This is a genomic window from Pseudomonas sp. HP_14, from assembly GCF_055283875.1.
On the sequence record NZ_JBTOQI010000011.1, the window covers coordinates 286,422 to 301,065 of the forward strand.

Below are 14,644 nucleotides of genomic sequence, written 5' to 3' on the forward strand. Positions count from 1 at the left end.
GCAGTGGGCACCAGGCAAAAAAACTAGAGAATGAAAGGAGAGGGAAAATGTTCGAACTCGTAGACAACGTCCCGCAAAGCCCGGTAATCAAAGTTATCGGTGTGGGTGGTGGTGGCGGCAACGCCGTTAATCATATGGTCAAGAGCAACATCGAAGGTGTGGAATTCATCTGCGCCAACACTGATGCTCAAGCGCTGAAAAACATCGGCGCACGTACCATCCTGCAACTGGGTACTGGCGTTACCAAAGGTCTTGGTGCTGGCGCCAACCCTGAAGTTGGCCGTCAGGCTGCTCTGGAAGATCGTGAGCGCATTGCAGAAGTTCTGCAGGGCACCAACATGGTTTTCATCACCACTGGCATGGGCGGCGGTACCGGTACCGGTGCAGCTCCGATCATTGCTGAAGTGGCCAAGGAAATGGGCATCCTCACCGTAGCGGTGGTGACTCGTCCGTTCCCGTTCGAAGGTCGCAAGCGTATGCAGATCGCCGATGAAGGCATCCGCATGCTGTCTGAAAGCGTCGACTCGTTGATCACCATTCCTAACGAGAAGCTGCTGACCATCCTCGGTAAAGACGCCAGCCTGCTGTCGGCTTTCGCCAAGGCAGACGATGTTCTGGCCGGTGCCGTTCGCGGTATCTCCGACATCATCAAACGTCCGGGCATGATCAACGTTGACTTCGCCGACGTGCGTACCGTGATGAGCGAAATGGGCATGGCAATGATGGGCACTGGCTGCGCCAGCGGTCCAAACCGTGCACGTGAAGCGACCGAAGCCGCCATTCGTAACCCGCTGCTCGAAGACGTCAACCTGCAGGGCGCTCGCGGCATCCTGGTCAACATCACCGCCGGTCCTGACCTGTCTCTGGGTGAGTACTCGGACGTAGGTAGCATCATTGAAGCGTTCGCTTCCGAGCACGCAATGGTCAAGGTCGGTACTGTTATCGATCCGGACATGCGCGACGAGCTGCACGTGACTGTGGTTGCCACTGGTCTGGGCGCGAAAATCGAGAAGCCGGTCAAGGTTATCGACAACACCCTGCAAACTGCCCAGCCGTCTCAGGCTCAGCCTGCTGCTGCTCGTCAGGAAGCCCCGTCGGTCAACTACCGCGATCTGGATCGTCCTACCGTGATGCGCAATCAGGCTCACGCAGGCGCTACAGCCGCAAAAATGAGTCCGAATGACGATCTGGATTACCTGGACATCCCGGCTTTCCTGCGTCGTCAGGCTGATTGATGAAATGTATCAGGGGTATTAGGGTGATTGGTGTTCAGCAAAGGCCGGGTCTGCTATTATCGCCAGCCTTTGTTGATACCAGTTCGCAACTTGCGCTGAAGCGGCCAATGCCATGATTAAACAACGCACCCTGAAAAATATTATCCGTGCCACAGGTGTCGGTCTGCACTCCGGGGAGAAGGTTTACCTGACCCTCAAGCCTGCACCTGTGGATACCGGTATCGTGTTCGTACGTGCTGACCTCGACCCCGTCGTGCATATTGCTGCCCGCGCGGAAAATGTCGGTGACACCACTCTGTCGACCACGCTGGTCAGCGGTGATGTCAAAGTCGACACCGTAGAACATTTGCTCTCGGCCATGGCTGGTCTGGGCATCGATAACGCTTACGTTGAACTCTCTGCCTCCGAAGTTCCGATCATGGATGGCAGCGCGGGTCCCTTCGTATTCCTGATTCAATCGGCTGGCCTGGAAGAACAGGACGCGCCGAAGAAATTCATCCGGATCCTGCGGGAAGTTACGTTGGAGGAGGGCGGTAAACGCGCTACTTTCGTGCCTTTCGAAGGGTTCAAAGTCAGTTTCGAGATCGATTTCGATCACCCGGTCTTCCGCGATCGCACCCAAAGTGCAAGCGTGGACTTTTCCAGCACTTCCTTCGTGAAGGAAGTCAGCCGTGCCCGGACCTTCGGGTTCATGAGTGACATCGAGTACCTGCGCAAGCACAACCTCGCACTCGGCGGCAGCGTGGAAAATGCCATCGTGGTTGATAAGGATGGCGTACTGAACGAAGACGGCCTGCGTTACGAGGACGAATTCGTTAAACACAAGATTCTTGATGCAATTGGTGACCTCTACCTGCTGGGCAACAGCCTGATAGGTGAGTTCATTGGCTTCAAGTCGGGGCATGCACTGAACAATCGCCTTCTGCGTAAATTGATCGCAGAGACAGACGCTTGGGAAGTCGTGACCTTCGAAGATGCCAGTACTGCACCGATTTCTTACATGCGCCCTGTAGCGGCCGTGTAAGGTCAGCTTTACTCTCCTTCCTTTTTTGCTGTTTTTAAAGGCTGCCTTCGGGCGGCCTTTTTTTATGGGGGATTTCTGCACTGCACGGACCTGTAGGAGCTCACCGAGGTTACGAGGCCAGCGATGACGGCGTGTCAGACAAACCGCCATCGCTGGCCTCGTAATCTTGGTGAGCTTCTACAGGCAGAGGAATAAGCGATTCGTAATCAAGCCTTCGGCTTCGCATGCGCCGCCAGGCGCTCCAGCGCTGCTCGCAGTTTCGGATCAGTGATCCCGTCAGCCGTTGCCTGAATGCTTTCGGCGGCTACGGTCGACAAGTCCATTGTGTGGCCTGTCGCGCCTTGAGGGGTTGTGGGTGGCTGAACCTTGAAAACAATGCGGGTCAGGTTGGCGAATTCATCAAACGCTGTGAGCTGCCGCTGTAGGCGTTTCTGTTGATAGCGCAATCGCGTTGCCCAATGACCGTCGGTCACAATCAGCAGCAAGCTGCCTTCGCGCCATGAAGCAACATGACAATGTTCGCGCGCAGCAGGCTGCAACTGGCTTTCAAGCAGTCGTTGCAAGTGCCCCAAACGCTGAGCATGGTGAAAAATACCTTTAAGCGGCTTCGCTTCACGCAGCAATACTGCGGGTGCCCGAGCGGGGAGTGGACGAAACGCCATGTGCGAGAACCCTGGATGACAAGTTTGTCATGTTATCAGAAAGCGCCCGCAAGCCCTTGTCCCACGCGGTTTTGCCAGTTTTACCCGCAAAATCAATGGTTAACTTACGTGCTGAATGGGTTGAACTCTCAGGAAATGACCCTATCTACAAACAGCCCCGTCACAGCGCTGTGCCAGCATCGTGGAATAACGCCACTTTCCTCACCATCGTTTCCGGGTAGAATGCTCGTTCGCATGCGGCCATGAGGGCTGCACGGGCGACTCACGGGGCCGCCCTCCATTCCTATGTCTGGAAGATCCTGTCGATATGTTTGCGCCTTTGTTAAAAAAACTTTTTGGAAGCAAGAACGAGCGTGAAGTGAAGCGCATGCTCAAGACGGTACAAGTCGTCAATGCCTTCGAAGAGCAAATGGTGGCCCTTTCGGACGAGCAACTACGTGCCAAGACCGAAGAGTTCAAGGCCCGCTTAGCCAAAGGTGAGACCCTCGATAAGCTGCTTCCTGAAGCTTTCGCGGTCGCGCGTGAAGCGGGTAAGCGCGTCATGGGTATGCGCCACTTCGACGTTCAGTTGATTGGCGGCATGACTCTGCACGAAGGCATGATTGCCGAGATGCGTACCGGTGAAGGTAAAACCCTGGTGGGTACGCTGGCGGTTTACCTCAATGCGCTCTCCGGGAAGGGCGTACACGTGGTAACGGTCAACGACTATCTGGCCCGCCGTGACGCCAACTGGATGCGTCCACTGTATGAGTTCCTCGGTCTGAGCGTCGGCATCGTCACGCCTTTCCAGCCGCCTGAAGAAAAGCGTGCGGCTTACGCGTCGGACATCACCTACGGTACCAACAACGAGTTCGGTTTCGACTATCTGCGCGACAACATGGCGTTCAGCATGGACGACAAGTTCCAGCGCGAACTCAATTTTGCCGTGATCGACGAAGTGGACTCGATCCTCATCGACGAAGCGCGTACGCCGCTGATCATCTCCGGTCAGGCTGAAGACAGCTCCAAGCTCTACACCGAAATCAACCGTCTGATCCCACGCCTCGTGCAGCATATCGAGGAAGTGGAAGGCGAGGTGACCAAAGCCGGTCACTACACCGTTGACGAGAAAACCCGTCAGGTTGAACTGAACGAAGCCGGTCACCAGTTCATCGAAGAGATGCTGACTGAAGTTGGCATGCTGGCTGAAGGCGAGAGCCTTTATTCGGCACACAACTTGGGTCTGCTGACTCACGTCTATGCCGGTTTGCGTGCGCACACGCTGTTCCATCGCAACGTCGAGTACATCGTTCAGGACGGCCAGATTCTGCTGGTCGACGAGCACACCGGTCGTACAATGCCGGGTCGTCGCCTGTCCGAAGGCCTGCACCAGGCCATCGAAGCGAAGGAAAACCTGAATATTCAGGCCGAAAGCCAGACCCTGGCGTCGACTACCTTCCAGAACTACTTCCGTCTGTACAACAAGCTGTCTGGCATGACCGGTACAGCGGACACCGAAGCGTTCGAATTCCACCAGATCTATACCTTGTCGGTTATGGTCATTCCGCCTAACAAACCGTTGGCGCGTAAAGACTTCAACGACCTCGTGTACCTGACGGCGGAAGAGAAGTACGCCGCCATCGTCACCGACATCAAAGCCTGCCTGGCCGAGAATCGTCCGGTACTGGTGGGTACGGCAACCATCGAAACTTCCGAGCACATGTCCAAGCTGCTTAATCAGGAAGGTATCGAACACAAGGTTCTGAACGCTAAGTTCCACGAAAAAGAAGCTGAAATTATTGCTCAGGCAGGTCGTCCTGGCGCGCTGACCATTGCTACCAATATGGCTGGTCGTGGTACCGACATCCTGTTGGGCGGTAATTGGGAAGTTGAAGTTGCTGCGCTGGAAAACCCGAGTCCGGAGCAAATCGCACAGATCAAGGCCGATTGGCAGAAACGCCATCAGCAAGTGATCGAAGCAGGTGGTCTGCACGTTATCGCTTCCGAGCGTCATGAATCGCGTCGTATCGACAACCAGCTGCGTGGCCGTGCCGGTCGTCAGGGCGACACCGGTTCGAGCCGCTTCTACCTGTCGCTGGAAGACAGCCTGATGCGTATCTTCGCCTCTGATCGGGTGAAGAACTTCATGAAAGCGCTGGGCATGCAGTCCGGTGAAGCGATTGAACACCGCATGGTGACCAACGCGATCGAGAAGGCACAGCGCAAAGTTGAAGGGCGCAACTTCGATATTCGTAAGCAATTGCTCGAGTTTGACGACGTATCCAACGAGCAGCGTAAAGTGATTTACCACATGCGTAACAGCCTGCTGGCCGCTACCAACATTGGTGACACTATCGCCGAGTTCCGTGAAGACGTGCTTAACAGCCTGATCAGTCAGCACATTCCGCCGCAGTCGATGCCGGAACAGTGGGATGTTCCAGGTCTGGAAGCCGCACTGGAAAGCGATTTCGGTGTGAAGCTGCCGATTCAGCAGTGGCTTGATGAAGACGATCACCTGCACGAAGACACGCTGCGTGTGAAGCTGCTCGAAGAGCTGCTGGGCGCGTATAACGAGAAAGAAGAGCAAGCCAGCGCCGATGCGTTGCGCACCTTCGAGAAACAGATTCTGCTGCGCGTTCTGGACGATCTGTGGAAAGACCACCTGTCGACCATGGATCACCTGCGTCACGGTATTCACCTGCGTGGCTACGCTCAGAAGAACCCGAAGCAGGAATACAAGCGCGAGTCCTTCACCCTGTTCCAGGAACTCCTGGATTCGATCAAGCGCGATACCATCCGTGTGCTGTCGCACGTTCAGGTACGCCGCGAAGATCCGGCCGAGGAAGAAGCTCGTCTGCGTCGCGAAGCCGAAGAGCTGGCGCAGCGCATGCAGTTCGAACATGCTGAAGCGCCAGGCCTTGAGCAGCCGGAAGTTCTGGTTGAAGAGGGTGTTGATGTAGCCTCCATACCGGTCCGTAATGACCAGAAGCAGGGTCGCAACGAGCTGTGCTGGTGTGGTTCGGGCAAGAAGTACAAACATTGCCACGGCCAAATCAACTGATACTGATTTGAACCCGTAGCGTGTTTTGAGCAACAAAAAGTATTAACGCCGCGACCGGCTTACCTGTCGCGGCGTTTTTCAATCGATTGCCGTACCGATGCGGGCGGCACAGATATCTTTCAAGGAGCGCACCTCATGGCTGTTGGTCTTGGTCCTTTGCCGACATTGCACCCGGTTCCAGGTTTTGAACTGGGCATTTCATCTGCCGGCATCAAACGTCCGGGCCGCAAGGACGTCGTGGTGATGCGCTGCGCGGAAGGCTCCAGTGTCGCCGGTGTTTTCACCCTCAACGCGTTCTGCGCGGCACCGGTGATCCTCGCAAAGCAGCGTGTAAACGGCCCTGTCCGTTATTTGCTGACCAATACCGGTAACGCCAACGCCGGTACCGGCGAGCCAGGACTGGTCAATGCTGCGCGCACTTGCGCCAGGCTCGCCGAGCTGACCGGCGTCGACGCCAATGCCGTGCTGCCGTACTCCACCGGCGTGATTGGCGAGCCGCTGCCTGTGGAAAAGATCGAGGGCGCATTGCAAGCTGCCCTGGACGACCTGTCTGTGGATAACTGGGCTGCTGCGGCAACCGGCATCATGACCACCGACACGTTGCCAAAAGGCGCCAGCCGTCAGTTCCAGATCGACGGCGTGACCGTCACTGTGACCGGCATCAGTAAAGGCGCGGGCATGATTCGCCCGAACATGGCGACCATGCTGGGCTACATCGCCACTGACGCTAAAGTTTCGCAAAGTGTCCTGCAGGACCTGATTCGCGACGGCGCCAACAAGTCGTTCAACCGCATCACTATTGATGGCGACACTTCGACAAACGACTGCTGCATGCTGATCGCAACCGGCCAGGCCAATCTGCCGGAAGTGACCGAGGCCAAAGGTCCGCTGTTCGATGCGTTGAAAACAGCCGTATTTGACGTGTGTATGGAAGTGGCTCAGGCCATCGTGCGCGACGGCGAAGGTGCTACCAAGTTCGTGACCGTTGAGGTCAACGGCGGTGGCAATCATCAGGAATGTCTGGACGTCGGCTATGCAGTGGCTCACTCGCCATTGATCAAAACCGCGCTGTTCGCCTCCGACCCGAACTGGGGTCGTATTCTGGCGGCTGTAGGCCGTGCTGGCGTACCGGATCTGGACGTGAGCAAGATCGACGTTTTCCTCGGTTCCGTCTGCATCGCCAGCAAGGGCTGCCGCGCGACTACCTACACTGAAGAGCAAGGTTCGGCGGTAATGGCTGAATCTGAAATCACTATTCGCATTGAGCTGGGCCGTGGTGATTGCAGCGAGACTATCTGGACCACCGACCTGTCCCATGAGTACGTGAAGATCAACGCGGAATACCGCACATAAGTTGTTTCACGATGATGGTGCGGTGTTTCTGCAGGTACGGCCTCGGCGCCATGACACCGCGCTTTGTGTCGGCAACATTGGACTGTAGGAGCTCACCGAGGTTACGAGGCCAGCGATTGCGGTTTGCCTGAAACTCCGCCATCGCTGGCCTCGTAACCTCGGTGAGCTCCTACAGGATAGGTATCAACTCAGAAAATGCATGTTGTTTGATAAGGGCGCGGCTACGCAGTCTGTATAGCTATTCATCCAAGCAAGGACACCTGAAATGACCCTGCACCTGATCATCGGCGACAAACGCTTTTCCTCCTGGTCTCTGCGCCCGGCACTGGCGCTGTACATGACGGGGGCGCCATACACCGAACAACTGATTCGCCTGAATCAGAACAACACCCGCCAGCTGATTCTCGAGCACTCGCCAACCGGCAAAGTCCCGCTGCTGAAAACCCAACACGGTGCAATTGCCGACTCGCTGGCAATTATTGAATACCTTGCCGAACAATTTCCCGACGCAGGTTTGTGGCCGAGCGATATATCCGCCCGTGCTCAGGCCCGTTCGGCATGTGCGCAGATGCACAGCGGCTTTACTGCATTGCGTTCAAGCATGCCAATGGATTTGCGCCGCGACGAAGCGCTGGAAGTCATTCCTGTGGATACACAGGGTGACATCGAACGTATCGTTCAGCTCTGGGCTGAATGCCGTGCTGTCGCGATTGAAAGCGGTCCGTTTCTGTTCGGCAAGGTCAGCGCTGCTGACGCATTCTTCGCCCCCGTGGTGATCCGCCTGCGCGCTTATCGGGTCGAACTGCCAGCCGAAGCGCTGGCGTACATCGAAACCATCTACCAATGGCCGTTGTTCCAGCGTTGGCAGAAGGCTGCTTTAGAGGAAGTTGAAGGGTGAAACGTATTCATGTAGCTGCGGCGGTGATCCGCGGCGTTGACGGCAAAATCCTTATCGCCCGGCGTGCCGACACTCAGCATCAGGGCGGTTTGTGGGAGTTTCCTGGAGGAAAGGTCGAGCCGGGAGAGACCGTCGAGGCAGCGCTTGGTCGCGAACTACAGGAAGAACTGAACATCGTCGTCACCCAGGCAAGGCCGCTGATCAAGATTCAGCATGACTACCCGGACAAGCAAGTTTTGCTGGATGTCTGGGAGGTGTCGGCGTTTACCGGTGAACCTCACGGCGTCGAAGGGCAGCCGTTGGCCTGGGTGTCCAATCGAGAACTGGCGAGTTATGAATTCCCGGCTGCCAATCAGCCTATTGTTGCGGCGGCGCGTTTGCCCGGCGAATACCTGATTACCCCCGGTGAACTGGAAACTCCGCAGCTGCTTCGCGGCATGCAAAAGGCGATTGCTTGCGGTATCAAGCTGGTCCAGCTACGTGCGCCGAATGGCTATGACCCGCAGTACCGCGATCTTGCAGTGGACGCCGTGGGTTTGTGTGCCGGCAAGGCGCAGTTGATGCTCAAGGGGCCACTGGAGTGGCTGGGCGACTTTCCGGCAGCGGGCTGGCACCTGACTTCGGCGCAACTGCGCAAACTTGCCCCGAACGGGCGCCCGTTTCCGAAGGATCGCTGGCTGGCTGCTTCTTGCCACAATGCTGAAGAGCTGGCCCTGGCCGAACTGATGGACGTCGATTTCGTGACCTTGTCACCGGTCCAGCCCACTCAGACTCATCCTGACGCTCAGCCACTGGGTTGGGAGCAGGCCCGGGAGCTGATTGCAGGCTTTAGCAAGCCGGTGTATCTGCTGGGTGGCGTTGGCCCGGACGAGCAGCAACAAGCCTGGGAAAGCGGCGCACAAGGTGTGGCGGGGATCAGAGCGTTCTGGCCGGAAGATTAGCAACTCGTCATACCTGAACCACCGAGCGACTCTTCTCGCCAATAAGTTGCCTCCTACCGGATACAGCACTAACTGGTAGGAGCGAACTTGTTCGCGAGGCGTCAAGATTGAATCACCGCGTAACGCTCTCCCGCCAACAAGTTGCCGCCTACCCGTTCTGCACGGGGCTGGGCTTCTTCGCCGCCTCCCACAATATCTCCGCAATACCCTGCCGCTTGGCAATCAATCGCGCGGCGACAAAGAGCAGGTCCGACAACCGATTGATGTACGCCAGCCCAACTCCGGCCAGTGGTTCCACTGCATTCAGATGCTGACAACGGCGCTCGGCGCTGCGGGCAAGGCTGCGGCATACTTGGGCTTGGGCGATCAGCGCCGAACCACCGGGCAGAATGAAATTCTCCAGTGGCCCCAACTCCTCATTCCACAGGTCAATAGCCGTTTCCAGACGATCAATTTCAGCCTGATCCAAGGCCTGATAAACCGGCATCGCCAGCTCACCCCCCAGGTCGAACAACCGATGCTGACAAGGCGCAAGCACGTCGATGACCTCAGCGAGAGCAGGGGTGTGCGACAACTGCTCGGCAAGCCCGGCGAGGAGCAATCCCAACTGGCTGTTCAGCGTATCGACTTCGCCGATAGCCTCGACCCGGGGATGATCCTTCGGCACGCGTCGGCCATCACCCAGGCCTGTTTCGCCGGTGTCACCCGTGCGTGTGTAAATTTTCGACAAGCGAAAGCCCATTCTCAATGCTCCGTCATAGCGGTGAAATAACCGCCTCAGGCACGGTCACCTGGCTACCTGCCAAAGGCAGGCGCAAGGTGAAGCAAGTGCCCTGGCCGACAGAGGAGTGCACCTCCATCTGGCCTTTGTGATTGTTGGTGATAATGAAATACGAGACCGAGAGCCCAAGGCCGGTGCCCTGACCGATTTCCTTGGTGGTGAAGAACGGTTCGAACGTACGCTTGCGCACCTGTTCAGACATACCAATGCCGTTATCTTCGACCTGAATCTCAGCCCAGGGGGGATTGAGTTTTGTACGCAGGATGATCCGCCCCGGCTCGGCATCCTCGGGGCGCTGATGAATAGCCTGCGCGGCGTTTTTGAGCAGATTCAGCAACACCTGCTCCAGCTCGTTGGCGGTCCCCGGTACCGGACCCAGTTCCGGGTCGAACTGACGAATGATGGCTTGACCCTTGAAGTCGAAACCGATCGTCAGGTCAAAGTCATTGCTGGCGATCTCTACGGCTTGATCAATCAATGCAGGAAGGTCGCAGGGCGCCATCTGCCGCGTGCTGAGGCGACTGAAACTGAGCATATGGCTAACGATTTTTGCTGCGCGGGCTCCGGCCTGCTGGATCCCGTCGAGTAGCTGCGGTACTTCCCGGCCGACCAGATAGCGATTCACCGTTTCCAGCTCGATGCCTTCAGCTTCGGCCTGCTCGATATTTTTCTGCAAGTCGACGGACAGGCGCCGCCGAATGTTCTGGACGTTATGCAGAATGGCGCCCAGCGGATTGTTGATCTCATGGGCCATACCTGCGGCGAGGCCGCCGACGGAAAGCATCTTCTCGGATTGCACCATCATCTCCTCCAGCGACAAACGCTGGGTGATGTCGTCCACCCGGATCACCACGCCCTGGCCTGCGCCGCCGGTCAACGGATAGAACGTCAGCGCGTAATGACGACGTTCCTCATCCTTGATCCAGGTCACCCGCTCGATCTTGGTGACGCTGTGCTGCTCTACCGTCTGTTTGAGCTGCGGCAGAAAGGTTTTCATCGGCGGGAAGGCCAGGAAGATCGGCTGATTGAGAGCCTCATCCAGCGGTGTCCCGGAGAGTGCGCTGGCCTCCTGATTCCATTGAGTCACGTAGAGCTGCTCATCAAGCGCGATCAGCGCCGAGGGCATCGAGTCAATAATGCTGTTCAGATAGTTCTGGAAGCCGGTGAGCTTCTTCTCGATCTTGCTGCGCACCTTCACCTCAAGCTCCAGCTTGCGGTTGGTGTTCCGGGTTTCTTCGGCCAGCCCCTGAGCCTGATCGTAAGCTTCCTGTGAGTCATCCCGGGCTCGTTTGAGTTGCTGCTCCCGGGCCTCGATACGCGACAGCATGGTGTTGAAAGCTTCAGCGAGACTGCCGATTTCATCCTTGTTGCCCGGCGCTGCGCGCAACGCATAACTCTCTTCGTGGGTGACCTGGCGGGACAGCTCTTCCAGTTGATAAATGGGTTCGGTAATCAACCGGCGAATCTGCCGGGCAATAACCAGCCAGAGCAGCACGCTGAAGATCAGAATGCCCAGGCTTGCAGTCAGGGTGCCGGTGTAGAACGCGGTGGGTAATTCGCTACTGGCTACCAGCAGCAGGTGGCCGGGAGCCTGCCCGGCTTTTGGTACCGGGATCAATTGAGTGTTACGAAACTCCGTGATGCGCCAGCCCTCGATCTCTTTGAAGCGCTCGGGCAATTTGAGCTTTTCGCCCTGCTGCAATTGGCCGAGGCGCTCTCCATTTGTGTCGTAAAGCGCGGCAGCACGCAACGGGCCATAGTTTTTCAGCTCCTTGAGCAACGATTCGGCATTCGTCGAAGAGTTGAGCGCTTGTTCGGCAAGGTTCGGGTTGCTGATCAGGCGGCCAATGGTCTGCAGTGCCTGAGGGGCCATGGCCTCCTGGGAGATGTAATAGGCAGCACCGATGAATGTCAGATTGGCGACCAGCAGGACGGTAGTCAGCAAGACCAGCAGGGCTGCCAGTAGCTTCTGGCCGACCGGCAGGTTTTCCAGGCGTTGGCGCAATGGCATGAGACGAATCACATACGGATGAGGAATGTTCAGGGTAGCGCGCACTCTGGCCCTTGAGCAAACCGGGCGAGCCTTTGCCTGAAGCCTAATCTATGGGCAGGCCGTTGATTGTCAGGTGCTGAACCAGTCGTTTTTTGAGCTGTTGCAAATGTGGAACAGAACAATGATGTCGATCAGCCGCTGCGCAGGCGTAACCCAACAGATAACTGATCTCTGTGCGGCGTCGTTGCACGACATCTTGATGCATTGATGAGTAATTGGCTGCTGTTGCCTGAATGACTCGTTGCACATCGCGATGTAAATCCACGGCAGCTTCGGGTTGGCCGCAACACTGGAGCAGTTCGCTTAACTCCTCGCACAGCGTCGCCACTTCACAGTGATGCTGCGTCAAGTCGCCGTTGCGGCAGTCGTAAAGTACCGTCAGTGGATTGATCGCGCAGTTCAGGGCCAGCTTGCGCCATAGCCGGGTGAGAATCTCTGGCGTCCATTCATGGGGGATGCCGGCCTGTTGCAGTTCACTCAACCAGCCGGGAGGGCCAGGATCAGCAGGGTCGCCCAGCCAGTTGTAACCATGCCCGGCAAACACCACTCGCCAGTCGCGTTCGCGAAACGCTCCTTCGGTACTGGAGGCGCAGATACAACGGGCTTTCGGGACTTTTGCGGCTACCGCGTCCTGACTGCCCAAACCGTTTTGCAGCAGGATGATTTCCGCGTCAGGTACCAGCCGCAGCGCCAGGGCAGCCACTGCCAGCTCGGCATCGTAAGCCTTGCATGCCAGCAACAGCCGTTGGATAGGTTCTGCGCTGCCGACGAGCTGTGCGCTGATTGCCAGCCGACTTTCAACACCTTGCTCAACCAGCGTCAGGGTCGCGCCATTGGCCTCGTAATCTGCCAGGCGCGTGGCATCACGCAGTAGCAGGCGCACGGGCAAACCAGCCCTCGCCAGGCGCGCCGCCCACAGGCTACCCAGGCTTCCGGCCCCTAGCACATGCCAGACGACGCTCATCAGCAAGTCACTGCGAAGCGAAGAAAACTGTGCAGGAGCGAGAAAACGGCTGTCGACATGGAAGGCTCGCAGTGAACGCGGGAAAGTCTCGTTATAATAACCGGGTTTTATTCACATCAAAGACAGGCGTTCCGACACGCCATCCATTGGAGAAATGACATGCCCTCGTTCGACGTAGTGTCCGAACTGGATAAACACGAAGTCACTAATGCCGTCGATAACGCTATCAAAGAGCTGGACCGTCGCTACGACTTGAAAGGTAAAGGTGAGTTCGAGTTCAAGGAAAAGGACCTGACGGTCAATCTGACTGCCGAGGCTGAGTTCCAGCTTGAAGCGATGATCGAAATCCTCAAGCTCTGCCTGGTCAAACGCAAGATCGACGTCAAATGCCTTGAGGTCAAAGACGCGTTTGCATCCGGCAAGTTGATGAAGCAGGACGCGGTGCTCAAAGAAGGCATCGACAAAGAGTTGGCGAAGAAAATCGTCGCGCACATTAAAGACGCCAAGCTCAAGGTTCAGGCTGCCATTCAAGGTGAGCAAGTACGCGTCACCGGCAAGAAGCGTGATGACCTGCAAGAAGCCATGGCTGTATTACGTGCCAATGAGTTTGGTATGCCGCTGCAGTTCAATAACTTCCGTGACTGATCACTCGGCCTTGGCGTGGGGGGAGCCACTTATCCCCGAACGCGGGGCCAGTGCAAGCGGCTGAGCGCATTGGGCCGGATCCAATGCTTCAGCCGCCAGTTTCGCGATCGCAAGGAGATAAATATGGATTTGAATGCCGAAATGGATCATCTGATAAAGGCCTCCCAGGCCTGGATTCCAATGATCATGCAATACGGCAGCCGCGTGCTGTTGGCGTTGGTTACCCTGACCATCGGCTGGTGGCTGATCAACCGCTTGACCACCAAAGTGGGCGCGCTATTGGCGCTGCGCAATGCGGACCTGGCATTGCAGGGCTTTATCAGCAGTCTGGCCAACATCATTCTGAAGATTCTGCTGATCGTCAGCGTTGCGTCGATGATCGGGATTGAAACCACCTCGTTCGTGGCTGCTATCGGTGCTGCGGGTCTGGCGATTGGTCTTGCATTGCAAGGCAGTCTGGCGAATTTCGCCGGTGGCGTACTGATTCTGCTTTTCCGCCCATTCCGTATCGGCGACTGGATCGAAGCCCAGGGTATCGCCGGCACTGTAGACAATATCCAGATATTCCATACCGTAGTGCGTACCGGTGACAACAAGACGGTGATCCTGCCCAACGGCAATCTGTCCAACGGGATTATCACCAACACCAATCGTCAGCCAACCCGCAAGATCACCTTTGATGTGGGCGTTGATTACGAGGCTGACCTTAAACAGGCGCTGCAAGTCCTGATGGACATGGCAGACGATCCTCGGGTGTTGCAGGATCCTGCGCCGCAGGCCGTGGTGGCTGCGCTGGGTGATAGCTCAATCACTGTTTCGTTGCGGGTATGGGTCAAGACCGGCGATTTTGGCGATGTGTCGAACCGCTTCAATGCTGAAGCCCGCGACCGCCTGCGTGCTGCCAATATCGACATCCCGTTCCCGCAGCGAGTGATTCGCGTGGTTCAGGATTCTCCGGCATCGCAGTAATTAACATATGACTTTGTAGGAGCTGCCGAAGGCTGCGAAAGCATTCTGGCTGACACGCCGCCATCGCAGCCTTCGGCAG

12 protein-coding genes are annotated in these 14,644 nt (G+C 56.9%); 8 read left to right on the forward strand and 4 right to left on the reverse strand.

Annotated features, from left to right (window positions below; genetic code table 11):
- Positions 1-47: 47 nt before the first annotated feature.
- The gene (ftsZ, locus tag ACYASS_RS10875) at positions 48-1,235 is read left to right on the forward strand and encodes a cell division protein FtsZ (RefSeq protein WP_027900248.1); all 1,188 of its coding nucleotides are present in this window, start codon (positions 48-50) and stop codon (positions 1,233-1,235) included.
- 112 nt (positions 1,236-1,347) lie between these two features.
- Positions 1,348-2,259 carry a UDP-3-O-acyl-N-acetylglucosamine deacetylase gene (gene lpxC / locus ACYASS_RS10880; RefSeq protein WP_027900249.1) on the forward strand — a complete coding sequence of 304 codons (912 nt, stop codon included), beginning with the start codon at positions 1,348-1,350 and terminating at the stop codon, positions 2,257-2,259.
- A 206-nt stretch (positions 2,260-2,465) separates the two neighbouring features.
- Here the strand turns inward: lpxC and ACYASS_RS10885 are convergent, their stop codons facing one another.
- Positions 2,466-2,921 carry a DUF721 domain-containing protein gene (locus ACYASS_RS10885; RefSeq protein ID WP_087264842.1) on the reverse strand — a complete coding sequence of 152 codons (456 nt, stop codon included), beginning with the start codon at positions 2,919-2,921 and terminating at the stop codon, positions 2,466-2,468.
- A 307-nt stretch (positions 2,922-3,228) separates the two neighbouring features.
- Here ACYASS_RS10885 and secA point away from each other — a divergent pair, with 307 nt between their 5' ends.
- The 4 genes from secA (at position 3,229) to ACYASS_RS10905 (ending at position 9,153) form a co-directional block, all read left to right on the forward strand.
- The gene (secA, locus tag ACYASS_RS10890) at positions 3,229-5,961 is read left to right on the forward strand and encodes a preprotein translocase subunit SecA (protein ID WP_463586104.1); all 2,733 of its coding nucleotides are present in this window, start codon (positions 3,229-3,231) and stop codon (positions 5,959-5,961) included.
- Positions 5,962-6,096: 135 nt separating this feature from the next.
- Positions 6,097-7,314, forward strand: a complete 1,218-nt coding sequence (gene argJ, locus ACYASS_RS10895; RefSeq protein ID WP_463586105.1) for a bifunctional glutamate N-acetyltransferase/amino-acid acetyltransferase ArgJ — start codon at positions 6,097-6,099, stop codon at positions 7,312-7,314.
- Positions 7,315-7,579: 265 nt separating this feature from the next.
- Positions 7,580-8,212, forward strand: coding sequence for a glutathione S-transferase family protein (locus ACYASS_RS10900; RefSeq protein ID WP_463586106.1), 633 nt, complete (start codon positions 7,580-7,582; stop codon positions 8,210-8,212).
- Positions 8,209-9,153 carry a Nudix family hydrolase gene (locus ACYASS_RS10905; RefSeq protein WP_463586107.1) on the forward strand — a complete coding sequence of 315 codons (945 nt, stop codon included), beginning with the start codon at positions 8,209-8,211 and terminating at the stop codon, positions 9,151-9,153. The genes ACYASS_RS10900 and ACYASS_RS10905 overlap by 4 nt, the downstream gene beginning before the upstream one ends.
- A 148-nt stretch (positions 9,154-9,301) precedes the next feature.
- On the opposite strand, the gene ACYASS_RS10910 is transcribed toward ACYASS_RS10905, so the two are convergent.
- The 3 genes from ACYASS_RS10910 to ACYASS_RS10920 form a co-directional block, all read right to left on the reverse strand.
- A complete protein-coding gene (locus tag ACYASS_RS10910) occupies positions 9,302-9,895 on the reverse strand; it encodes a cob(I)yrinic acid a,c-diamide adenosyltransferase (RefSeq protein WP_463586108.1) in 594 nt (197 codons plus the stop codon).
- A gap of 13 nt (positions 9,896-9,908) precedes the next feature.
- Positions 9,909-11,945, reverse strand: a complete 2,037-nt coding sequence (locus ACYASS_RS10915; RefSeq protein ID WP_463586181.1) for a sensor histidine kinase — start codon at positions 11,943-11,945, stop codon at positions 9,909-9,911.
- A gap of 85 nt (positions 11,946-12,030) precedes the next feature.
- Positions 12,031-12,951 carry a putative 2-dehydropantoate 2-reductase gene (locus tag ACYASS_RS10920; RefSeq protein ID WP_463586109.1) on the reverse strand — a complete coding sequence of 307 codons (921 nt, stop codon included), beginning with the start codon at positions 12,949-12,951 and terminating at the stop codon, positions 12,031-12,033.
- A 159-nt stretch (positions 12,952-13,110) separates the two neighbouring features.
- Here ACYASS_RS10920 and ACYASS_RS10925 point away from each other — a divergent pair, with 159 nt between their 5' ends.
- Positions 13,111-13,596, forward strand: coding sequence for a YajQ family cyclic di-GMP-binding protein (locus ACYASS_RS10925; protein WP_122662678.1), 486 nt, complete (start codon positions 13,111-13,113; stop codon positions 13,594-13,596).
- Positions 13,597-13,719: 123 nt separating this feature from the next.
- Positions 13,720-14,565, forward strand: a complete 846-nt coding sequence (locus tag ACYASS_RS10930; protein ID WP_463586110.1) for a mechanosensitive ion channel family protein — start codon at positions 13,720-13,722, stop codon at positions 14,563-14,565.
- The last annotated feature ends 79 nt before the right edge of the window (positions 14,566-14,644 follow it).

What these genes read in the sequence shown, in the direction of transcription:
- ftsZ (WP_027900248.1), top strand. Translation starts at nt 48, where the DNA reads ATGTTCGAACTCGTAGACAACGTCCCGCAAAGCCCGGTAATCAAAGTT.
- lpxC (WP_027900249.1), top strand. Translation starts at nt 1,348, where the DNA reads ATGATTAAACAACGCACCCTGAAAAATATTATCCGTGCCACAGGTGTC.
- ACYASS_RS10885 (WP_087264842.1), bottom strand. Translation starts at nt 2,921, where the DNA reads ATGGCGTTTCGTCCACTCCCCGCTCGGGCACCCGCAGTATTGCTGCGT.
- secA (WP_463586104.1), top strand. Translation starts at nt 3,229, where the DNA reads ATGTTTGCGCCTTTGTTAAAAAAACTTTTTGGAAGCAAGAACGAGCGT.
- argJ (WP_463586105.1), top strand. Translation starts at nt 6,097, where the DNA reads ATGGCTGTTGGTCTTGGTCCTTTGCCGACATTGCACCCGGTTCCAGGT.
- ACYASS_RS10900 (WP_463586106.1), top strand. Translation starts at nt 7,580, where the DNA reads ATGACCCTGCACCTGATCATCGGCGACAAACGCTTTTCCTCCTGGTCT.
- ACYASS_RS10910 (WP_463586108.1), bottom strand. Translation starts at nt 9,895, where the DNA reads ATGGGCTTTCGCTTGTCGAAAATTTACACACGCACGGGTGACACCGGC.
- ACYASS_RS10915 (WP_463586181.1), bottom strand. Translation starts at nt 11,945, where the DNA reads ATGCCATTGCGCCAACGCCTGGAAAACCTGCCGGTCGGCCAGAAGCTA.
- ACYASS_RS10920 (WP_463586109.1), bottom strand. Translation starts at nt 12,951, where the DNA reads ATGAGCGTCGTCTGGCATGTGCTAGGGGCCGGAAGCCTGGGTAGCCTG.
- ACYASS_RS10925 (WP_122662678.1), top strand. Translation starts at nt 13,111, where the DNA reads ATGCCCTCGTTCGACGTAGTGTCCGAACTGGATAAACACGAAGTCACT.
- ACYASS_RS10930 (WP_463586110.1), top strand. Translation starts at nt 13,720, where the DNA reads ATGGATTTGAATGCCGAAATGGATCATCTGATAAAGGCCTCCCAGGCC.